Origin of the sequence: Serratia sp. Ag1 (assembly GCF_000743355.1) — a bacterium.
In the GTDB taxonomy this organism is placed as follows: domain Bacteria; phylum Pseudomonadota; class Gammaproteobacteria; order Enterobacterales; family Enterobacteriaceae; genus Chania.
Window position 1 is genome coordinate 36,491 of the sequence record NZ_JQEI01000014.1, and the last position, 19,951, is coordinate 56,441.

The window sequence follows — 19,951 nt, forward strand, 5'->3', positions numbered from 1 at the left end:
CTACGGTTAACGTGGCATTTAGCGATGGCGTCATTATAATGACGCCTGTTCATGCCTGCGGCTTGTTGGCAACCCGTTGTAATCAGGAAATTTCATGGAAAATCAACACAAGTTGAACACAGTTAAAGAAGTCATTGCTTTTCTTGCCGAGCGTTTTCCGCTCTGCTTTAGCGCCGAAGGCGAAGCTCGCCCGCTGAAAATCGGTATTTTTCAGGATTTGGTAGAACGCTTGCAAGAGGAAGAAAACCTCAGCAAAACTCAGCTGCGTTCAGCCTTGCGCCTGTATACTTCAAGCTGGCGTTATCTGTACGGTGTCAAAGTTGGCGCACAGCGCGTTGATCTTGATGGCAACCCGTGCGGCGAGCTGGAACAGCAGCATGTCGATCATGCCCGTCAGCAGCTTGAAGAAGCCAAAGCACGCGTTCAGGCTCAGCGTGCTGAGCAAAACGCCAAAAAACGTGAAGCTGCGGGTGAATCTGCCACCGCTGAACCTCGTCGTCCGCGCCCTGCTGGCAAAAAGCCTGCGGTGCGTCGTGAAGGCGGTGCCGCGTCAGAGAACCGCAAGCCGCGCCCACAAACTCGCCCACAGCCCGCTCGTGAACCTCGTGCAGTCGCAGTAACAGAGGAAAGCCAGCCGCGTCATGTGCCTGTCACGGATATCTCTAAACTGCAAATTGGCCAAGAAATCAAAGTCAGAGCAGGGAAGAGTGCGATGGATGCAACCGTACTTGAAATCGCTAAAGATGGCGTACGTGTGCAACTCTCTTCCGGTCTGGCGATGATTGTGCGCGCAGAACACTTGCAGTTCTGATACGGAGGCCAACCAAGGCATGAACAAATTTGTCAGATTAGCAGCAGCCGTTGCTCTGATGTGGGCGGGTGTCAGTTACGGAGCGGATACAGCCAACGTCCGCATCGATCAACTGCCACAGCTCGAGCAGGAACCGCAACATGCTACCGTGAGTGAGCGCGTTACTTCGCGCTTCACTCGCTCTCATTATCGCCAGTTTGCCCTCGATGCAGATTTTTCAGGCAAGATCTTCGATCGCTACCTGAATATGCTGGACTATAGCCACAATGTGTTGTTGGCATCCGATGTTGCGCAGTTTGCCGACAAACGCAACACGCTGGGTGAAGAACTTAAGTCTGGCAAGCTGGATACCCCTTATGCGTTGTTTAATCTGGCACAGAAACGCCGGTTGGAGCGCTATCAGTACGCGTTGTCGCTGCTGGAAAAACCGATGAGCTTTACCGGCAATGACACTATCGATACCGATCGTGGCAAAGCGCCGTGGCCAAAAGACAAAGCGGAGTTGGATCGCCTGTGGGATGCGAAGGTCAAATATGACCAACTCAACCTGAAGTTAACCGGCAAAACGGAGAAAGAAATCCGTGACACGCTGACCAAGCGTTACCAGTTCGCAATCAAGCGCCTGACGCAAAGCAACAGTGAAGATGTTTTCAGCCTGATTATGACGGCCTTTGCTCACGAGATTGATCCGCATACCAACTATCTGTCGCCGCGTAATACTGAACAGTTCAATACTGAAATGAGCCTCTCCCTGGAAGGGATCGGCGCGGTGTTGCAAATGGACGATGACTACACCCTGATCAACTCCATGGTGCCGGGTGGCCCGGCAGCGAAGAGTAAGGTGCTCACCGTTGGCGACCGGATTGTCGGCGTTGGCCAGGCGGGCAAACCGATGGTGGATGTGATCGGCTGGCGTCTGGACGATGTGGTTTCCCTGATTAAGGGGCCGAAAGGCAGCAAGGTACGCTTGGAAATCCTGCCAGCCGGCAAGGGCACCAAAACCCGAGTGGTAACGCTGACCCGTGAGCGTATCCGTTTGGAAGACCGTGCGGTGAAAATGACGATCAAAACCGTCGGTAACCAAAAAGTCGCGGTGATGGACATCCCTGGCTTCTATGTGGGTCTGACTGATGATGTCAAAGTCCAACTGCAGAAAATGGCCAAACAGAACGTTGATAGCCTGATCATTGACCTGCGTGGCAACGGTGGCGGTGCGCTGACGGAAGCTGTTTCACTCTCTGGTCTGTTTATTCCGAGTGGCCCAGTGGTGCAGGTGCGTGATAATAACGGCAAGATCCGTGAAGATGCGGATACCGACGGGGTGGTTTATTACAAAGGCCCACTGGTGGTACTGGTTGACCGTTTTAGCGCGTCTGCTTCTGAGATCTTCGCTGCTGCAATGCAGGATTATGGCCGAGCCTTAATTGTGGGTGAACCTACCTTCGGCAAAGGTACCGTGCAGCAGTATCGCTCACTGAATCGTATTTACGATCAGATGCTGCGCCCTGAATGGCCTGCATTGGGGTCCTTGCAGTACACCATTCAGAAATTCTACCGTGTTGATGGCGGCAGTACGCAACGTAAAGGTGTGACACCGGATATCCTGATGCCAACCGGGATCGACCCGGCAGAAACCGGTGAAAGCTTTGAAGACAACGCCATGCCGTGGGATAGCGTCAATGCAGCGACCTATACCAAGACAGGGAATCTGAAGCCGTTTGAACCACAACTGTTGAAAGATCACGAACAGCGCATTATCAAGGATCCTGAGTTCCAATATATCGCGCAGGACATTGCTCATTACAAGGCGTTGAAAGACAAGCGTAACATCGTTTCCCTCAACCTGGCCACGCGCGAGAAAGAGAACCATGACGATGATGCTACGCGCTTAAAACGGATTAATGAGCGCATGCAACGTGAGGGTAAAAAACCGTTGAAATCCTTGGATGACCTACCAAAGGATTACAAATATCCGGATCCGTATCTGGATGAGACGGTTAGAATCGCCTTGGATCTTGCCAATAGCGAAAAACAACAGCCATCTCAGCAGCCACAGCTACCCACTGCTGCCAAGTAAGAGATTGCTGAATGTTTAGTTGAAAACGCACCTGCAGAAGGTGCGTTTTTTTATATCAATACAAAATTGAGATTATTTGTGAGGTCAGGATGAGCTACTTAACTAAGCCAATGCGGACAACATTGCAGTTGGAGTCTCTGCTAGTTTTAGCGCTATGCCTGGTTGTTTATAACACTCAGCATTATAGCTGGGGTATATTTGCAACCTGTTTTTTACTTCCTGATATCTCGTTTTTAGGTTATGCGTTCGGTAAGAAGGTTGGTGCACTGAGTTATAATGTGGCGCATTCCTATAGTGGCCCGATGTTGTGCGGCCTGTTATTTGTTATGTTTCAACAGTCATTGCTTTTGGTCATAGCGTTGATCTGGTGTGCTCATATCAGTTTCGATCGACTTCTTGGTTACGGGTTAAAATACACCGAGGGATTTTCTTTTACGCACCTCGGACGTTTGAATAGTAAACACCGTTAAGCAATCGCTAGAAATCTCACCATTTACGCAACAATCATTTACAATATGTAAAGCCCTTTACTGAACGTCGTTTTTGTAAAGTTTCGTATTTTTAGTAGGTTAATGGAACATAACTCTTGAAACTGTGATGTATGCCCATACGATCAGGGTATCTGAGACCGTGTTTGTTAACATTTATGAGGAAGTAAACATTTTATGATGCGTATAGCTCTGTTCCTGCTCACCAACCTGGCGGTGATGTTGGTTTTCGGGCTGGTGCTCAGCCTGACAGGAATCCGATCCAGTAGCGTTCAGGGCCTGATGATCATGGCCGGTCTGTTTGGTTTTGGTGGCGCGTTCGTTTCACTGCTGATGTCTAAATGGATGGCGTTGCGCTCCGTCGGCGGAGAAGTTATTGAGCAACCGCGTAACGAAACTGAAAACTGGTTGCTGGAAACGGTACGCCGTCAGTCACAGCAGGCTGGTATTGCCATGCCACAGGTGGCGATTTACCACGCACCGGACATCAATGCGTTTGCTACGGGCGCCCGCCGTGATGCCTCGCTAGTGGCTGTCAGCACCGGTCTGCTGCAAAACATGAGCCGCGATGAGGCGGAAGCAGTTATTGCGCACGAAATCAGTCACGTTGCCAATGGGGACATGGTGACCATGACCCTGATCCAAGGGGTGGTAAACACCTTCGTTATCTTCATTTCACGCTTGATTGCACAGGTGGCCGCTGGCTTCCTGGGTAACCGCGATGGTGAAGGTGAAAGCAACGGTAACCCGATGATCTACTTTGGTGTGTCGATGGTGCTGGAGCTGGTGTTTGGTATTTTGGCCAGTATCATCACCATGTGGTTCTCGCGTCACCGTGAGTTTCATGCCGATGCGGGTTCTGCCAAACTGGTGGGGCGTGAGAAGATGATTGCGGCGCTGCAACGCTTGAAAACCAGCTACGAACCACAGGAAACGGGCAGCATGATGGCGTTTTGCATCAACGGCAAGTCCAAGTCGTTCAGCGAGTTGTTCATGTCTCACCCGCCGTTAGACAAGCGTATCGAAGCGTTGCGCTCAGGCCAATACCTGAAGTAACCGTTAACAGATAACCTGAACCCCGGCTAGCCGGGGTTTTTTACGTTGGTGAGTTGGGGTTATTGCTGCTCTCTGGCGGCGTTAAGCGGGGCCGAGTGATGCGCAGGCAACTGACTATCGCTGCAACACTGGCAAAGACGCCAGCCAGCACCAGCGAAGCGTGGGTGGCATTGCTATGGAACAGGTTGAACATTAAAGCAACCAACGCGGCCCCGGCAGTTTGCCCAACCAGGCGTGCAGTACCGAGCATGCCGCTGGCACCACCGCTGCGGTGACGCGGTGCAGCAGAAATGATGGTGTGATTATTGGGGGACTGGAACAGCCCGAAGCCGATACCGCACAGAACCATGCGCCAGATGATGTCCAGATCCGTTGGATGCTGCGGCAACATGGCCAACAAAAACAAGCCTAGAGCGAAAGTCGCCAGACCAATCCCCCCTAGTAGCCCAGCATGAATATGCTCCACCAGGCGGCCTGCAATCGGTGCTACTACGATAATGGCCAGCGGCCAAGGCGTCAGTAGCAGCCCGGTAGCTACTTCGTCACGGCCCAGCGCGCCTTGCAGGAAAAAGGGGAGTGACACCATGGCTAACATTTGCGCGGTGAAGGAGCAGATAGAGGTCCCCATCGAAAGTGCGAAGATAGGAAGGCGCAATAAATCCACGGGTAACAGCGGAGATTCCTGGTTTAACTGGCGGCGCACAAAGAAGTAACCGATGACCAATAAGGCAGCGATTTCACCCGCGAGCAGTAGCAGGCTTTGCCCTTGAGCAAATCCACTGATGGCGGTTACTAATAAACCAAAGGTCAGCGCGTTCATCAGTGCACTGATAAAGTCAAAACGCCGCTTGCTGCCTTTCTGGCTGTTAGCCGGTAGGAATTTAATCCCCAGCAGTAGGGCAATAATTCCTATTGGCAAATTGATGGCAAACAGCCACTGCCATGATGCCACTGACAGAATGCCTGCGGCGATTGTAGGGCCAGCAGCGGAAGAACATGCCACAATCAGTGAGTTGATGGCGATACCACGGCCCAGGAAACGCTGTGGATAGATAATACGGATAAGCGCCGTATTGACGCTCATGATCGCTGCGGCACCAAACCCTTGTAGTACGCGGGCGACAGTCAGCGTAATGAGTGAATCAGACAGGGCGCAAAACAGTGAGGTAATGCTGAATACCAGCAGGCCAGCCAGATAGATCCGGCGATAACCAATCAGATCACCGAGCGATGCCAGCGACAAAAGCGAGATGACGACAGCCAATTGATAGGCATTTACAACCCAAATCGAACTGGCTGGGCTCGCTTGCAGAGCGCGGGCAATTGTCGGTAGAGCAACGTTGGCGATCGTGCCGTCGAGTACAGAAACGGTAATACCCAACGCAATGGCGAGGATCGCGCCATACCGTTGTGGAATGGGTAGACCGTCAGAACAAGAACGCGTCATAGTATGAATATTTATCAGCAAAGTGAGTATTAACATGCTAATCATATTCGCGACTAAATGCACCTATCGCTTTTGGCGGCAAGCGTAAACGTGGTGAGAAGTGTATCGCTAATTGCTTCATTGCTGGCCATTATTCCGCAACTTTCATTGCGTGGTGTGAAATGTTCCGATTATACTGAAACTCTTGTTCAAATTTCCTAAAACAAAAACAGGTAAGTAAGGTATTGACCATGGCTAACGCAGATCTAGACAAGCAACCGGATTCGGTCTCATCAGTGCTGAAAGTGTTTGGCATCTTGCAAGCATTGGGCGATGAACGCGAGATCGGTATTACCGAACTTTCTCAACGGGTAATGATGTCCAAAAGCACCGTTTATCGTTTCTTGCAGACGATGAAGTCGTTGGGCTATGTGGCTCAGGAAGGGGAGTCGGAGAAGTATTCGCTCACCCTGAAATTGTTTGAGCTGGGGGCCAAATCACTGCAAAACGTCGATCTGATCCGTAGTGCCGACATCCAGATGCGTGAATTGTCGAATCAGACCCGTGAAACTATTCACCTGGGTGCTTTGGATGAAGACAGCATTGTCTATGTTCATAAAATTGATTCGATGTATAACCTGCGTATGTACTCACGCATTGGGCGTCGTAACCCATTGCACAGTACCGCCATTGGCAAGGTGCTGCTGGCATGGCGCGATCGGGGCGAGGTTAAAGAGATCCTCTCTCACGTCGAATTTACCCGTAGTACACCTCATACCATCGTCAGTGCTGAAGCGTTGCTGCCAGTGTTAGATAAAGTACGTGAGCAAGGGTTTGGCGAAGATATTGAAGAGCAGGAAGAAGGGCTGCGTTGTATCGCGGTCCCGGTGTTTGACCGCTTTGGTGTGGTGATTGCGGGCTTGAGTATTTCTTTCCCGACAATCCGCTTTTCAGAAGAAGCCAAAGATGGCTATGTCGCACAACTACATACCGCTGCTCGCCTGATTTCAGAGCAGATGGGGTATCACGATTACCCGTTTTAATCTTTTACCTGGTGTTGCCGCAAACAAAAAAACCGGCGTATTTTTGAACGCCGGTTTTTTTATCTGCCACAAACGGCTAGCGGTGTGCCAGATCCACTTCGTCTTCGCTGTCCATGATGGACTTGTCGGTCTGCTTCATTAATTGACTGGTCACGGTGCCAGCGGTCATTGCACCGCTGACGTTCAGTGCAGTACGGCCCATGTCGATTAACGGCTCAACGGAGATCAGCAAGGCAACCAACGTCACCGGTAAACCCATCGCAGGCAGAACGATCAGAGCGGCAAAGGTTGCACCACCACCGACCCCGGCAACGCCAGCGGAACTGATGGTAACCAGGCCGACCAGCGTCGCAATCCACAGCGGATCTAACGGGTTGATACCCACGGTGGGTGCTACCATCACGGCCAGCATAGCCGGATATAGGCCCGCACAGCCGTTTTGGCCGATAGTGGCACCAAACGACGCAGAGAAACTGGCGATAGATTCCGGCACACCCAGACGACGGGTTTGTGCTTCTACGTTCAGCGGAATGCTGGCAGCGCTAGAACGGCTAGTGAAAGCAAAGGTCAGAACGGGCAGGACTTTGCGGAAGAATTTCAGCGGATTTACTCCAGTGAAGGCCAATAGCAAGGCATGAACTGCGAACATAATGCCCAGGCCGAGGTAAGACGCTACCACAAAACTCCCCAGCTTGATGATGTCTTGGATATTGGAACCAGCAACCACTTTGGTCATCAATGCCAGTACACCATAGGGTGTGAGCTTCATGACCAGACGTACCAGTTTCATCACCCAGGCTTGCAGGGTGTCGATCGCCGCGAGTACGCGCTGGCCTTTTTCTTTATCGTCTTTCATCAGTTGCAGTGATGCAACACCCAGGAAGGCGGCAAAAATCACTACGCTGATAATCGAGGTTGGGTTCGCACCGGTCAGATCGGCAAACGGGTTCTTCGGTATAAATGACAAGACCAATTGCGGCACTGTCAGATCGGCCACTTTGCCGACATAGTTGCTCTCGATTGCTAAAAGACGCGCGTTTTCTTGCGTGCCTTGCACCAGGCCTTCGGCAGTCAGGCCGAACAGATTGGTAACCAGCACCCCCACCAGAGCGGCTATCAGCGTGGTGAACAGCAGAGTACCAATGGTCAGGAAGCTGATTTTACCCAGAGAAGCCGCATTATGCAGCTTGGCGACGGCACTCAGGATAGAGGCGAAGACCAGCGGCATCACGATCATCTGCAACAATTGCACATAACCGTTACCAACAATGTTGAACCAGGTGATGGATTCTTTCAGCACCGGATTGTCTGAGCCGTAAACCCCTTGCAGTGCCAAACCGAATACCACGCCGATCACCAGACCGACCAAAACTTTCTTTGCCAGACTCCATTGCTTATGGCGGGTTTGCGCCAAGAGCAGAAGGAGGGCGACAAAAACCAGCACGTTTATTACGAGCGGTAGATTCATCCCATATCTCCAATCATCTTTTTATAATCTGAAAGTGCTACCCATCCCGAGGTGTAGCGATGTAAATATCGTAACAGTTTGCTGGAAAGCTCATTTATATCCAAATGGAATTGAATATAACTTTTAGCGCGTTTTTGTTTAAATTTTAGGCTGAAAGAGGAATAAAACGTCGGTTTTTTGTGATCACAGTCGAATATTTTTTATTTGTTCTAAGTATGAATGCACCGGAAAGGTGTACCCCCCTTGCCAATAAAGTGCAAACGCGACCAGGCATAGGCATAAGACCCGCTCCAACTGATTACCTTTCTGCGAGTTAAGCAGCGGCAGCCCAAAGCGCCAGCGGCAGGGCCAAAGCAGTGGCACCCCGGCAGGGGTAAGCATATCGGCCAGTAAATGGCTGAAGTATCCAATAATCATCGCATGCAATACGTCAGCGGGGATTGGCCAACTGCGCGGCACATCTAAACGGAACAGCATCATGCCGCCGATGATGGCCAACAGGCTGTGAGTAAAACCGCGATGACCGAAAGCGCGCGATATTGGAATGGCGATCCAGCGCAAACGTTGACCCAACACTGACTTAGGATGGTCGATATCCGGTAATAATGATGTCAGCAATGCAGCAGGAATAATATGCCACCAATCGCCTGTGGCTAATTCAGGTGTGATCTCTGCTTTTTTAGCGAAGATTGCGCAGGCAACAGAGAAAATAAGATGTCCTTCCGCGGTCATGCAGTGGTTATTCCGGTTACTAAACTGTTAATTTATCCAGTATATGGCTTTTTTTACAGTTGCGGAAGATGTTACCACGTAACTAATTGTTTATTTCACGGGGTATTACAACAAGTTGAATAAAATATGATCCATTAAAAAGGCTCTGCAATGCAGAGCCTGGCATGGGTATTGATAGCAGCTATTTAACGTGCTAGCCAGCCTCCGTCAACCGCAACGGTATAACCATTCACATAATCAGAAGCGGTAGAGGCCAGAAACACGATCGGCCCCATAATGTCTTCCGGTGTGCCCCAGCGCCCGGCAGGGATACGTTCCAGAATTTGCTGGTTACGTTCCTCGTTGGTACGCAACTGCTGGGTGTTATTGGTGGCCATATAGCCAGGGGCAATCGCATTCACATTGATGCCATATTGCGCCCATTCGTTTGCCAGCAAACGGGTGATACCCAAGACGGCACTTTTTGATGCGGTATAGGACGGAACTCGAATACCGCCCTGGAAAGAGAGCATTGAGGCGATATTTATGATCTTGCCACCGTTTCCTTGGCTGACAAATTGCTTCGCCACGGCCTGCGACATAAAGAACAGGGTCTTGATGTTGACGTTCATCACATCGTCCCAATCTTTCTCATTGAAGCTGAGTGCGTCTTCACGCCGAATGATACCGGCGTTATTAACCAGAATATCAATTTTGCCGAATTCGCCCAGAGCTTCTGCCAATAACGCAGGAATGGCGTCAATCTTGCCGAGATCGGCGTTCAGATTCAGGAAGCGACGCCCAAGTTGTGTCACTTTAGCCATCGTTTCCTGTGGCTCACTGCGGTTGACGCCAATGATATCGCACCCCGCCTGAGCCAGCCCAACCGCTACACCTTGGCCCAAACCGGTATTACAGCCGGTGATGAGTGCTACTTTGCCCGTTAAATCAAAAGAATTTAAAATCATGACTCTATTCTCGTGCTGCCCGGCGGGTGATGCCGGGCAGATGTGGCTGAAGAGATTTAGCGCAAATCACGGGTAGCAACGTGATCCATATCACCAAAGACCTGATTTTCGCCAACCATACCCCAGATAAAGGTATACCGCTTGGTGCCTACGCCAGAATGGATAGACCAGCTTGGCGAGATCACCGCTTGTTCGTTCTGTACCACTAAATGACGAGTTTCCTGTGGTTGCCCCATCATGTGGAATACTGCGGAGTCATCGTCCATATCGAAATAAAAGTACACTTCCATACGGCGTTCATGAGTATGGCAGGGCATGGTATTCCAGAGGTTGCCCTCTGCCAGTTTGGTCAGACCCATGGTGAGCTGGCAGGTAGGTAAAACGTCTGGCACGATGAATTTATTGATAGTACGGCGATTACTGGTGGCATCGTCCCCCAGTGTTTGTGGCGAGGCTTGTGCCAACGTGATCTTTTTATTGGGATAATGAGTATGTGCAGGGGCACTGTTGTAATAGAACTTGGCAGGTTGGCGGGCATCCACGCTGCTGAACTCAAGGTGCTGTGCCCCTTTGCCTATATACAGTGCTTCCTGATGGCCAATTTCGTAGTTGTGGTCATCCACTCTCACTACGCCTGGTCCGCCAATATTAATCATGCCTAACTCGCGGCGCTCAAGGAAATAGCTAACCCCTAGCTGCTTGCCCACATCGTCCCCGAGAGTGACGATGGCATTCACCGGCTGCACCCCACCAACAATGATGCGATCAATATGGCTGTAGGTCATCGTGTAATTGTCGGCTTCGAAGATGTTTTCAATCAGGAATTCGCGGCGTAATCCAGCGGTATCGAGCTGTTTAGCATGGTCACTGTGAATGCTTTGACGAACGTCCATTAGCGGTATCTCTCTTCTCTGAAACTCACCATTGAGGAAGAAAGCACCGGGCCGCCAGCAGGCGCTGTGTGGCAGTAACAGCGCTCACCGGTTGCCCGGCGTTTTCTTGATGGCCTCAGCATAAAACGCATGACGAATGAACTCAATAAAAATGAAACGCTGTTTTAATTTTTTATGACGCAGTCGGGGTTTTACAATAAAAATGAGGAAGAAAGGGGGAATAAAAGAGAGGGCACCGGCCAGGGCCGATGCCAACAGGGTCAGGTCAGATGTTTGGCAGTCAACTGCTCGAGGCTGTGCAGCTTATAATCTGCCAAAGCCCAGCGGGGATCCTGACGATATTCTTCTGCCGGAATTACAATGGAACGCATGCGTGCGGCTTTGGTGGCAATCATGCCGTTGAAGGAGTCTTCCAGCGTAATGCAGCGCGATGGATCGCTGCCTAAACGCTCTGCGGCGATCAGATAAACTTCCGGGTGCGGTTTGCTGTAAGGCAGATATTCGGCAGAAACCAGTTGATCAAAGTAGCTTTCCAACTCGAACATCTGCAACACCTGTTGCTGCATATGTAATGGTGAAGCGGAGGCTAAGCCGATGTTCAAATCCAGGCTGCGACACAATTCCAGCGCCTGTTGCACACCAGGCAACAGCGGGCGCTGCTCACGTACCAGTTCGATGGCTCGCTCGATAATGCGCCCGGCGACTTCTTCTTGTGACACCCCTTGCCACGGCATCGACTGGTACCACATTTTTACCACCAGATCGATGCGCAGGCCTAACGTGTCCGGCAGTCTATGACGATCGGACAAATCCAGCCCCAACGAACCGAAAATATCCAATTCAGCCTGTAACCATAGGGGTTCCGAATCGATCAATAAACCGTCCATATCAAAAATAGCGGTATCAATGCGTTGTAAATAAGTCATTTAATCATTAGCTCCTACAGCGCGGGTAAAAGATCATACTCACACCACTCTATCATTTTTGCTCGTTTTGCTAATGCGTAATTGATTAATAAAGAAAACGGTGGGCGAGTTTGATTAACTACAGGTAGACTTAGCCCATTCTGGTTACGTCACAAACAAGGGGAGCACATGACGTATCAACAGGCAGGGCGCGTTGCCATACTGAAACGTATTCTCGGGTGGGTTGTTTTTATCCCTGCGTTACTTTCAACGCTGATTTCACTGTTGAGCTTTGTTTATCAGCACAGTGAAAAAACCAAAGGCATTAACGCAGTGATGCTGGATTTTGCGCATGTCATCGTTGATATGCTGCGTTTTAATACCTCGTTCCTGAATATTTTCTGGTACAACTCGCCAGTGCCAGACGTCGAAAAGAGCTTGTTCAGCGGTGCCAACCTGATGTTTATCATTATCTATTTGCTGATTTTTGTTGGCTTGGCGTTGCAGGCTTCTGGTGCCCGGATGTCGCGGCAGGTGAAGTTTATCCGTGAAGGGCTGGAGGATCAGATGATCTTGGAGCAGGCCAAGGGAAGTGACGGGCAAACGCGTGCGCAGTTAGAAGAACGTATCACGCTGCCGCATCATACTATCTTTCTGCAGTACTTCCCGTTGTACATCCTGCCGACGGTGATCGCCGTTGTTGCCTATTTTGCGCTTAAGCTGTTGGGGCAGATGGCTGGGATTGTCTAAAGTATCGGTGGTCTGAGGAGTAGGGCGCTGCAATCAGCGCCCTACTAACTTAGTTACCGTCGGGATAGCGCAAAGAGTCGATGGCGCGCTGTGCGGTCACCAGGTGCTGGCCGCCGAACAGGTTGCTGCGGTTGAGCAGATAGTAAAGCTGATACAGCGGTTGCCGCTCAATGAAACCTGCCTCCAGTGGCCAGATGCTTTGGTAACCATCATAGATTTGCGTCGGCAAGCTTGGATAAAGTGGCAGCATCGCCAGATCGCACTCGCGATCGCCCCAGTAACAGGCGGGGTCAAACAGGAAGGGGCCATTCGCAGCCTGTGCGCAGTTATTAGGCCATAAATCACCGTGCAGTAGGGACGGTTGTGGCTGATGGTTCTGCAACCTCTGATACACTATATCAATGATTTCATCGATATCGCCGAAGGTCATGCCTTTTTCCGCTGCCAACTGCAGTTGCCAACCGATACGCTGTTCGGCAAAAAATTCGGCCCAGCGGCGTTGCCAGGCATTAGGCTGCGGCGTGGTTGAAAGATCGTTATCGAAGTCCAGACCGAACTGAGGTTGCTCGCTCCATTGGTGCAAACGGGCCAACTGCTGGCCCAGACAGTGTGCACCATGGGCATCTAACGGTTTAAGCGGTTGATACTCGAGCAGCAAAAAACTGTAATCGCGATCGCTACCGACGCCGTACACTTCGGGGACGTGCACGGTTTTACTGCGCGCCAGAAGTGCTAACTGATCGGCTTCTGCAGTGAAGATTGGCAGCAGTTCGCGGATATCGCATTTCACAAACACCTCGCTGTCACCGTAACTCACGCGCCACGCCGAATGAATTTCTCCTCCGGGTAGTTCAGTCCTTTCGCGTATTTCTGCGCTGCCAAAATGCTCACTTAACAGACGACTAACGGCTTGCCACATAGTCTTCCCCTCTGTGTTGCCTGCGATTTCATTAGGCTAGCGTCTTTCCTGTCGCGAAAACACGACATGGCGCACAGCAACACCAACTATTGGTGATAATTTCACTGAGGTGTTTCCGTACAAAGTATATACGCTGTTGATAAATTTAAGTGCGTGACTATTGCAACTTACAAGCCGCTCAGCGATGTTTATGTGCCGCGTCTTAACAGGATAATGAGGGATCGTTGATGGAGCAGAATGTGCAGTGGCAGCGTGGTGAGTTTCGTATCAGCAGTGATAAGAGTGAACTGGATTTAGCTTTTACCCATGCTTTTTTGACCACCAGCAGTTGGGCAAAGGGAATTTCACTGGAAACGGTGCGTCTGTCGATAGAAAACAGCCTGTGTTTTGGGCTTTATCATCGGCATCAGCAAATTGGTTTTACCCGCCTGGTGACCGACTATGTCACTTTTGGCTATCTGTGTGATGTCTTCGTTACGCCAGAATTTGAACGGCAGGGGCTGGCGCGTTGGCTAATGGAATGTTCACTGGAACACCCGGTATTCCCGCGTCTACGGCGCATTATGCTGGTCACCGACAGTGCTCCTTGGTTGTATCAGAAAGTGGGCTATCAGCCCATCAATAAAGAGAATTTTGCCTGGCACATCGTGCGGCCCGATATTTATCAGCAGCCATAAAGATTGTGGGAGCCGTCGCAGATTTGGTTACTACAGCGGGTTATGAAATCCGCGACGGTGAACTATCTCATTTTTATGTATCAATATGTAACCGCTTGACGTAGTCCCTAGAGGTAGCAACGCTGACCTGCGGAGGCTTTCCTAGGGCCACATGCCCGAACCCCTGAGCCAACTGTTGTACAATCTGTTGATCTAACGGTGTCGTCAAAGCAAAACTCGTTTTCTCCAGTTGATGGTGTACACCGCGTTCATCAGTGATCGAGGTGGTAAAACCTTCGCGAGTAAGTTGCCCGCTCAGCCTGGATAAATCGACGAAACCATCTTCCTGAACGTTGAAAGTCACCACAAAACAGGTGGGTGGAGATTGACTCATAAATCACCTCTTGGTATATGGATACCCAGAGAATAGACCAAAAAAGTAATACAGGCGTCCTTACAGGTTGTATATGCTACGCAACTTATTGAAAGGAGTGAGGGATTCTGTGAAAACAAAAATCAGTTGCCTGCTGGCAACCCTACTATTAGCGGGTTGCGCCAGCGAACCGCAAACAACGAACAACACAACAGGCACTGGTACAACGGGCGGTTGGCTCAAACCTCCCTCGCAAATACCCAGTAACCGAACCGGTACACCCGTTGCGTATAATGATTATATCCGTCAGGCCGCCAGTAACTACGGCGTTGATGAAACCCTGATTAAGGCAATTATTCAGGTGGAATCCGGGTTTAACCCGAACGTTGTCAGCACCTCCAATGCGGTGGGCTTGATGCAGTTGAAAGCTTCAACCGCAGGTCGTGATGCCTATCGCCTGAAAGGAAAGAACGGGCAACCAAGTTCACGCGAATTGAAGGATCCGGCGGTTAATATTGATCTGGGAACAGCCTATATCAATATTCTTCAAAGCCAGCAGCTAGCCGGGATTACCGATCCGCAAACGTTGCGCTATGCCACTATTGTCTCTTATGTGAATGGTGCGGGGGCGATGTTGAGGACGTTCTCATCTGACAAACGCGTGGCGGTAAACCGTATTAACCAGATGAGCCCGAACGAATTCTATCAGCATATCCAAAAGAAGCACCCGGCACCGCAGGCACCGCGCTATCTTTGGAAAGTGACTACCGCCTATCAGGCGATGTCTGAGTAATATTTCACTTCTTTTGTTGAATCATCATTCTAAGGCCCCTGATGGGGCCTTGCTTTATCAGGGGCCGAGTGCCGCTACTTGGTATCGAACCACAACTTCCATTGCGGAACCGCAGTAGCGAAGGTGCCCCGGTGAGTGGTGTCCCCCGTGGAGATAGCCTCAACCTTGGTGTTACCTGATCCCATCGCTTGTGCATAGGTCATTGCCATGCGGCCAACGCCAACTGTAATAGCCTCATCTGTTTCACCGTAATAGTTACGCACCGGAGACAGAATCACCCACCGATAGGCCTGGGCGGCAGCGATCAGCCTGCCATATGCCGAGTTAGCAAAATACTGCGGGTTGAAATATTCCAGCCTGATCAGCTTATGCAGGTCGGTCGGAATGTCTTCTGGATTAAATGGCTGGCGCTCATAAGCTTTTTTGGCAACCTCGTAGTAGTCGTCGTTGAGCAAGGCGCGGGCCAGGCCTGGTACTCCGTAGTAATTTTCGTAAGCGAAAGCCGATAGGATCATGATGCTGTTCAACCAACTGGCGTCAAACTTACGTGGGAAAACCAGAAAACCGTTCATCAGAGCAAACACGTCAACGGGCGCACTGGCGGTGGTGGTGCCCTGAGGTTTGATGCCAACACTCTCCAGCTTCTCGAGCATGGCCATGGTGACAAACCCGCCCTGTGACCAGCCGGAAAGAAACAGACGATTGTTGCTCAACCCCATGTGCTTGAGCACGCTTTGGGCGGCGATCAACATGTCGTAAGTGGCCTGCTGGTGGCTACCTTTCACCATATAGCCTTCAGGCTCTGTGGAAACCCCTAAACCAAAATAGTCAGCACCAATCACCAGATAACCTTGCCCGGCAAATTGTGCGAGCATCAACTGGGTTTCTGGTGACTGTTCAGGGAAGGAGGGAACCTGATATTTACCGTAGACCGTGCCGTGCTGATAGGAGAGCAGTGGGAAAGTTTTCTCTGCCGTGTCAGGGATCGCCAGTAAGCCTGAAGCAACCGTTGGCCGGTTGCCCAGTTCCGGTATTACCGAATGATAGGTAATGCGATACAGGTTTACGGCGTTACGAGCAGGGGTGTATTGAACGGTGACTCCGGCAAACTTGGGGGTATCGACAGTGAGGATTTGGTTCAGGCGTTCGCTGCTCCAATGGCCGATCAACTGATAAGAAACACTGTCGCTGACCTGAACTTGAGGGTTATTGTTGGTTTCTGCGGTGGCAGGGAGCAGCCAGCAAGTCAGTAACAGGTAAATGAAAACGTGAAATTTTTTTAGCATCGATGTTCCCTCAATATAATCACTGTGCGAACTGCAGATAGGTATGGCGGATTGATATAACATGGCTAACGTGCGGGGCTTCAGTGCTTGGCTTACCGCTCTCGTCATCCAATGAATCTGTGCTTCGATTTCAGGTTAAACATAGTGTGCTTTGCTTAAAAGACCAAATGAGCCGTTGATAAAATCAACAAAATCAATGGGCATCTCAAACAACAGGAATTGAGGGGGAAAGATGGAAAAGATTGACCTGCATATGCATTCTAACTATAGCGATGACGCAGATTTACCGGTTGATGTGTTAATTGCGCGTTGCCAGAAACAGGGGATCAGTACGCTGGCCGTGACCGACCATAACCGCGCTGATTCGGTAGCAGCAGCCAAGGCCTTGGCGTCATCCACCCTGAATGTGTTATCCGGCATTGAAATTGACTGCACCTTTGAGGGGCGTAACTACCATCTGTTGGGCTATGGCTTTACCCCTGCTGAGGATTTCGCGGCGATTTACCAGAATTTCAGTGCGATCCAGCGTGAATTGACACCCCAAAAGTTCGAAAAACTGCGTGAACTGAATTTCTATCTTGATGAACAGCGGTTGGAGCAAGTGTGCGGTGGGGCCATTCCGCAAGAGGAGCAGATGGGGGAAGTGATCCTGGAAGATGAACGTAATGACGGTCATCCGCTGCTACTTCCTTATCGTGCTGGCGGTGCCAGAGCAGATATGCCACTGATCAACTTTTACTGGGATTTCTTTGGCCCCGGCAAAGTCTGCTACATGCCAGTAACCTACCCGGCAATGAGCGCGATGGCTGAAGTGATTCGCGATAACGGTGGGATACCGATCGTGGCGCATATTGGTGCTAACGTTAAGCAGGATCACACCCAGGTGATTGATAAGATGCTGAAAGTTGGGGTGATGGGGCTAGAGGTGTTTTCCAGCTATCATTCGCCGAAGCTAGCTGACCAATTATATGACTTTGCCGTTGAACGCTCGGCATTTGTCAGTTGTGGCAGTGATTTCCACGGGCGTAACAAACCGAAAATCGAAGTGGGGCAGTGTGCCTACGGCCCACAGCACTTGACGGAAATACGCCGATTGGTTGCAGCAGCCAGTGCTTAAGTTGTGTAAGGCGAACCAACCTGGTTCACCTTGGGGGGTATTTAGATAACGTTTGGCGTATAGGTGGAAATAATCTCCAGTACGCCGTTGATAATAAACTGAACGCCCATACAGACCAGCAGGAAGCCCATCAGGCGTGAGATAGCTTCAATGCCGCTCTTGCCAACCAAGCGCATAATGCTGGTCGAACTGCGTAGGCAGGCCCATAAGATCACCGAAACCACCAAGAAAGTAGCCACCGGTGCTACCAGTAACACCCAATGAGCAAACCCCAGCGTGTTTTCTTTGATGCTTGAGGCTGAACTGATGATCATCGCAATCGTCCCCGGCCCAGCGGTGCTCGGCATTGCCAATGGCACAAAAGCAATATTAGCGGAGGTCTTTTTGCGCAGCTCCTTACTTTTGGTTTCCACCTCCAGCGTTTCACCTGCGGTTTGCTGCGGGAACAGCATACGGAAGCCGATAAAAGCGACGATTAGCCCACCCGCGATACGCAGGCCCGGAATCGAGATGCCGAAAGTTTTCATGACCAGTTGGCCAGCATAGAACGCCACCGTCATGATCAAGAAAACATACACCGAAGCCATCAGTGACTGCTGATTGCGCTCTTCACTCGTCATATTGCCCGAAAGGCCAAGCAACAGCGCCACGGTAGTCAGCGGGTTGGCCAGCGGGAGCAGTAACACCAACCCTAGCCCGACGGCTTGAAACAACTGCAAAATGGTCGACATAAAACAAATCCCAAAAAGTGTGGATGGTGGAGGTCAGCAAAGGGCCTAAGTAAAAACTCTGGATATCAACAACGTTATACCAAGCGTTCGATTTTTTTGTGTCGCCATACCAGCCTGTAGAAAGTGGTCTGCAATGCCAGCATGGCCAAATAAGCGATTGGAAACGCCATCCATACGCCTTCCAAACCAAAATGGGTACTGAGCAGGTAAGCCGCAGGCAACTGAACGACCAGAATGCACAGAATCGAAATAGATACGGGCACCATTACTACGCCGCTGGCGCGCATAATACCACCGACGATAGCCTGAAAACCAAATACCAGCATGCTCCAAAGCATAATGTGTAACAAATGTTCAGCCTGTGCCAAGACATCAGGGTTAGTGAGGAACAATCCCAGTAGCCAATGTGAAAGCAGGTAGCTAAGCACGATCAGTGTTCCGGTCAGCCAGAGATTGATGAATAAGCCGGTACGCAGAATGGGGCTAATCCGCTCCATGTGTCCGCCGCCGATCGCTTGGGCACCGAGGATAGAAGCCGTAATGGCGATCGACAGCGCCGGAAACTGCACGTAATTGACGATCTGTGTAACCGCCCCGTAGGCTGCAGTAGCATCCGAGCCGTGGCGGTTAACCAGCGCTAGAATGGCCAGTTCGGAGAGTGAAATCACCACCATCTGCAAACCGGTCGGCAAGCCAATACGCAAAACTTTGCGCAGCACCGCCTTGTCTAGCTTCAACGCAGCCAACATGGCACGATCGGGGGCTAAAACATGTTGTTTACGACGAAGACGCACGGCGAGATACGCCATTGCTAGCGCGTACCCCACCATACCGGCCAGGGCCGCACTCTGGATCCCCATCGGGGCCAACCCTAACCAGCCCAGGATCAATGCGGGTGTCAGTACTAAACCAACGCAGGTTGATAACAGCAGTGCCAACAACGGAGAAATCGTATCACTGACGCCGCGTAACAACTGAGTGAACAGAATAAACACCAACAGCAGTGGCATAATCAGCATCATGATGCGGGCGTAGGAAACGGCTTCCTCCAGCACATCTGGCGGAGTTCCCAGCGCTTGTAACGCCTGACGAGAGAATAAAGAGCCAAACACGGCAGCCAGTAAACCAATGAGGACACCCAGCATGAGTGCTGTTCCGGCGATAGTTTTCACCTTCTCGGGCTCATTGGCTCCCCAGGCTTGCCCAATCAGCACTGATGCACCGGCACCGACACCAATCACCAATGAGATAAAGAAGAACACCACGGGAAACATACCGGCAATGGCGGCCAGCGCCTGGGTGCCAAGCATTTGGCCGATATAGATACCGTTAAGAGTGCCAGAAAATCCTTGCAGGAAATTGGACAGTACCATGGGCACCAGAAAGATCAGATAGATGTGCCAGAGCGGTTTCTGCTTTTGTTGCGAGCGGGTTGGCATTTAAAGGTTTCCCTGCACTAAAAAAGAGTGTAATGGCATAC

At 50.8% G+C, this 19,951-nt stretch carries 20 protein-coding genes; 9 read left to right on the plus strand and 11 right to left on the minus strand.

Annotation, left to right across the window (positions count from 1 at the left end; translation table 11 throughout):
- Positions 1-94: 94 nt before the first annotated feature.
- From proQ to htpX, 4 genes are all read left to right on the plus strand, one after another.
- Positions 95-811: an RNA chaperone ProQ gene (gene proQ / locus IV04_RS08345; protein WP_037399872.1), complete on the plus strand. Its 717-nt coding sequence runs from the start codon at positions 95-97 to the stop codon at positions 809-811.
- Positions 812-830: 19 nt separating this feature from the next.
- Positions 831-2,888, plus strand: coding sequence for a carboxy terminal-processing peptidase (prc, locus tag IV04_RS08350; protein WP_037399870.1), 2,058 nt, complete (start codon positions 831-833; stop codon positions 2,886-2,888).
- Positions 2,889-2,998: 110 nt separating this feature from the next.
- Complete coding sequence (locus IV04_RS25130; protein ID WP_231566280.1) at positions 2,999-3,358, plus strand: DUF4260 domain-containing protein; 360 nt, start codon at positions 2,999-3,001, stop codon at positions 3,356-3,358.
- Positions 3,359-3,553: 195 nt separating this feature from the next.
- Entirely contained in the window at positions 3,554-4,432 is an 879-nt protein-coding gene (gene htpX, locus IV04_RS08355; RefSeq protein WP_037399867.1) for a protease HtpX, read from the plus strand.
- A 40-nt stretch (positions 4,433-4,472) separates the two neighbouring features.
- Here the strand turns inward: htpX and IV04_RS08360 are convergent, their stop codons facing one another.
- A complete protein-coding gene (locus tag IV04_RS08360; RefSeq protein WP_037399864.1) occupies positions 4,473-5,879 on the minus strand; it encodes an MFS transporter in 1,407 nt (468 codons plus the stop codon).
- Positions 5,880-6,109: 230 nt separating this feature from the next.
- On the opposite strand from IV04_RS08360, the gene kdgR reads away from it, so the two are divergent.
- Positions 6,110-6,901, plus strand: coding sequence for a DNA-binding transcriptional regulator KdgR (kdgR, locus tag IV04_RS08365; protein WP_037399861.1), 792 nt, complete (start codon positions 6,110-6,112; stop codon positions 6,899-6,901).
- Positions 6,902-6,977: 76 nt separating this feature from the next.
- Here kdgR and IV04_RS08370 read toward each other — a convergent pair whose 3' ends face one another.
- The 5 genes from IV04_RS08370 to hxpB all read right to left on the minus strand — a co-directional run bounded on the left by IV04_RS08370 (position 6,978) and on the right by hxpB (position 11,867).
- Entirely contained in the window at positions 6,978-8,369 is a 1,392-nt protein-coding gene (locus IV04_RS08370) for an L-cystine transporter (protein WP_037399858.1), read from the minus strand.
- 183 nt (positions 8,370-8,552) lie between these two features.
- Positions 8,553-9,101 (minus strand): metal-dependent hydrolase, encoded by a 549-nt coding sequence (locus IV04_RS08375; protein WP_037399854.1) that lies wholly within the window; start codon positions 9,099-9,101, stop codon positions 8,553-8,555.
- 185 nt (positions 9,102-9,286) lie between these two features.
- The gene (kduD, locus tag IV04_RS08380) at positions 9,287-10,048 is read right to left on the minus strand and encodes a 2-dehydro-3-deoxy-D-gluconate 5-dehydrogenase KduD (RefSeq protein WP_037399851.1); all 762 of its coding nucleotides are present in this window, start codon (positions 10,046-10,048) and stop codon (positions 9,287-9,289) included.
- A gap of 56 nt (positions 10,049-10,104) precedes the next feature.
- Complete coding sequence (gene kduI / locus IV04_RS08385) at positions 10,105-10,941, minus strand: 5-dehydro-4-deoxy-D-glucuronate isomerase (RefSeq protein WP_037399848.1); 837 nt, start codon at positions 10,939-10,941, stop codon at positions 10,105-10,107.
- 260 nt (positions 10,942-11,201) lie between these two features.
- Entirely contained in the window at positions 11,202-11,867 is a 666-nt protein-coding gene (hxpB, locus tag IV04_RS08390; protein WP_037399846.1) for a hexitol phosphatase HxpB, read from the minus strand.
- Positions 11,868-12,035: 168 nt separating this feature from the next.
- Here hxpB and IV04_RS08395 point away from each other — a divergent pair, with 168 nt between their 5' ends.
- Positions 12,036-12,596 (plus strand): YniB family protein, encoded by a 561-nt coding sequence (locus IV04_RS08395; protein ID WP_037399845.1) that lies wholly within the window; start codon positions 12,036-12,038, stop codon positions 12,594-12,596.
- Positions 12,597-12,645: 49 nt separating this feature from the next.
- Here IV04_RS08395 and IV04_RS08400 read toward each other — a convergent pair whose 3' ends face one another.
- Positions 12,646-13,515: a fructosamine kinase family protein gene (locus IV04_RS08400; protein WP_037399843.1), complete on the minus strand. Its 870-nt coding sequence runs from the start codon at positions 13,513-13,515 to the stop codon at positions 12,646-12,648.
- Positions 13,516-13,742: 227 nt separating this feature from the next.
- On the opposite strand from IV04_RS08400, the gene IV04_RS08405 reads away from it, so the two are divergent.
- Positions 13,743-14,192, plus strand: a complete 450-nt coding sequence (locus IV04_RS08405) for a GNAT family N-acetyltransferase (RefSeq protein WP_037399841.1) — start codon at positions 13,743-13,745, stop codon at positions 14,190-14,192.
- A gap of 73 nt (positions 14,193-14,265) precedes the next feature.
- Here the strand turns inward: IV04_RS08405 and ghoS are convergent, their stop codons facing one another.
- Positions 14,266-14,565 carry a type V toxin-antitoxin system endoribonuclease antitoxin GhoS gene (gene ghoS / locus IV04_RS08410; protein ID WP_037399839.1) on the minus strand — a complete coding sequence of 100 codons (300 nt, stop codon included), beginning with the start codon at positions 14,563-14,565 and terminating at the stop codon, positions 14,266-14,268.
- Positions 14,566-14,674: 109 nt separating this feature from the next.
- Here ghoS and IV04_RS08415 point away from each other — a divergent pair, with 109 nt between their 5' ends.
- On the plus strand, positions 14,675-15,337 hold the full coding sequence (locus IV04_RS08415; RefSeq protein WP_037399836.1) for a transglycosylase SLT domain-containing protein: 663 nt from the start codon (positions 14,675-14,677) through the stop codon (positions 15,335-15,337).
- 74 nt (positions 15,338-15,411) lie between these two features.
- Here IV04_RS08415 and IV04_RS08420 read toward each other — a convergent pair whose 3' ends face one another.
- Positions 15,412-16,623 carry a S9 family peptidase gene (locus IV04_RS08420; RefSeq protein ID WP_037399834.1) on the minus strand — a complete coding sequence of 404 codons (1,212 nt, stop codon included), beginning with the start codon at positions 16,621-16,623 and terminating at the stop codon, positions 15,412-15,414.
- Positions 16,624-16,855: 232 nt separating this feature from the next.
- Between IV04_RS08420 and IV04_RS08425 the strand changes: the two genes are divergently transcribed.
- The gene (locus tag IV04_RS08425; protein ID WP_037399831.1) at positions 16,856-17,740 is read left to right on the plus strand and encodes a PHP domain-containing protein; all 885 of its coding nucleotides are present in this window, start codon (positions 16,856-16,858) and stop codon (positions 17,738-17,740) included.
- 41 nt (positions 17,741-17,781) lie between these two features.
- Here IV04_RS08425 and IV04_RS08430 read toward each other — a convergent pair whose 3' ends face one another.
- Both IV04_RS08430 and IV04_RS08435 read right to left on the minus strand, forming a co-directional pair.
- On the minus strand, positions 17,782-18,471 hold the full coding sequence (locus IV04_RS08430) for a MarC family NAAT transporter (RefSeq protein WP_037399828.1): 690 nt from the start codon (positions 18,469-18,471) through the stop codon (positions 17,782-17,784).
- A gap of 74 nt (positions 18,472-18,545) precedes the next feature.
- The gene (locus IV04_RS08435) at positions 18,546-19,910 is read right to left on the minus strand and encodes an MATE family efflux transporter (RefSeq protein WP_037399826.1); all 1,365 of its coding nucleotides are present in this window, start codon (positions 19,908-19,910) and stop codon (positions 18,546-18,548) included.
- Positions 19,911-19,951: the final 41 nt, after the last annotated feature.

Bases quoted from the DNA above. Each gene is read 5' to 3' on its own strand.
- proQ (WP_037399872.1), top strand. From the start codon at position 95: ATGGAAAATCAACACAAGTTGAACACAGTTAAAGAAGTCATTGCTTTT.
- prc (WP_037399870.1), top strand. From the start codon at position 831: ATGAACAAATTTGTCAGATTAGCAGCAGCCGTTGCTCTGATGTGGGCG.
- IV04_RS25130 (WP_231566280.1), top strand. From the start codon at position 2,999: ATGCGGACAACATTGCAGTTGGAGTCTCTGCTAGTTTTAGCGCTATGC.
- htpX (WP_037399867.1), top strand. From the start codon at position 3,554: ATGATGCGTATAGCTCTGTTCCTGCTCACCAACCTGGCGGTGATGTTG.
- IV04_RS08360 (WP_037399864.1), bottom strand. From the start codon at position 5,879: ATGACGCGTTCTTGTTCTGACGGTCTACCCATTCCACAACGGTATGGC.
- kdgR (WP_037399861.1), top strand. From the start codon at position 6,110: ATGGCTAACGCAGATCTAGACAAGCAACCGGATTCGGTCTCATCAGTG.
- IV04_RS08370 (WP_037399858.1), bottom strand. From the start codon at position 8,369: ATGAATCTACCGCTCGTAATAAACGTGCTGGTTTTTGTCGCCCTCCTT.
- IV04_RS08375 (WP_037399854.1), bottom strand. From the start codon at position 9,101: ATGACCGCGGAAGGACATCTTATTTTCTCTGTTGCCTGCGCAATCTTC.
- kduD (WP_037399851.1), bottom strand. From the start codon at position 10,048: ATGATTTTAAATTCTTTTGATTTAACGGGCAAAGTAGCACTCATCACC.
- kduI (WP_037399848.1), bottom strand. From the start codon at position 10,941: ATGGACGTTCGTCAAAGCATTCACAGTGACCATGCTAAACAGCTCGAT.
- hxpB (WP_037399846.1), bottom strand. From the start codon at position 11,867: ATGACTTATTTACAACGCATTGATACCGCTATTTTTGATATGGACGGT.
- IV04_RS08395 (WP_037399845.1), top strand. From the start codon at position 12,036: ATGACGTATCAACAGGCAGGGCGCGTTGCCATACTGAAACGTATTCTC.
- IV04_RS08400 (WP_037399843.1), bottom strand. From the start codon at position 13,515: ATGTGGCAAGCCGTTAGTCGTCTGTTAAGTGAGCATTTTGGCAGCGCA.
- IV04_RS08405 (WP_037399841.1), top strand. From the start codon at position 13,743: ATGGAGCAGAATGTGCAGTGGCAGCGTGGTGAGTTTCGTATCAGCAGT.
- ghoS (WP_037399839.1), bottom strand. From the start codon at position 14,565: ATGAGTCAATCTCCACCCACCTGTTTTGTGGTGACTTTCAACGTTCAG.
- IV04_RS08420 (WP_037399834.1), bottom strand. From the start codon at position 16,623: ATGCTAAAAAAATTTCACGTTTTCATTTACCTGTTACTGACTTGCTGG.
- IV04_RS08425 (WP_037399831.1), top strand. From the start codon at position 16,856: ATGGAAAAGATTGACCTGCATATGCATTCTAACTATAGCGATGACGCA.
- IV04_RS08430 (WP_037399828.1), bottom strand. From the start codon at position 18,471: ATGTCGACCATTTTGCAGTTGTTTCAAGCCGTCGGGCTAGGGTTGGTG.
- IV04_RS08435 (WP_037399826.1), bottom strand. From the start codon at position 19,910: ATGCCAACCCGCTCGCAACAAAAGCAGAAACCGCTCTGGCACATCTAT.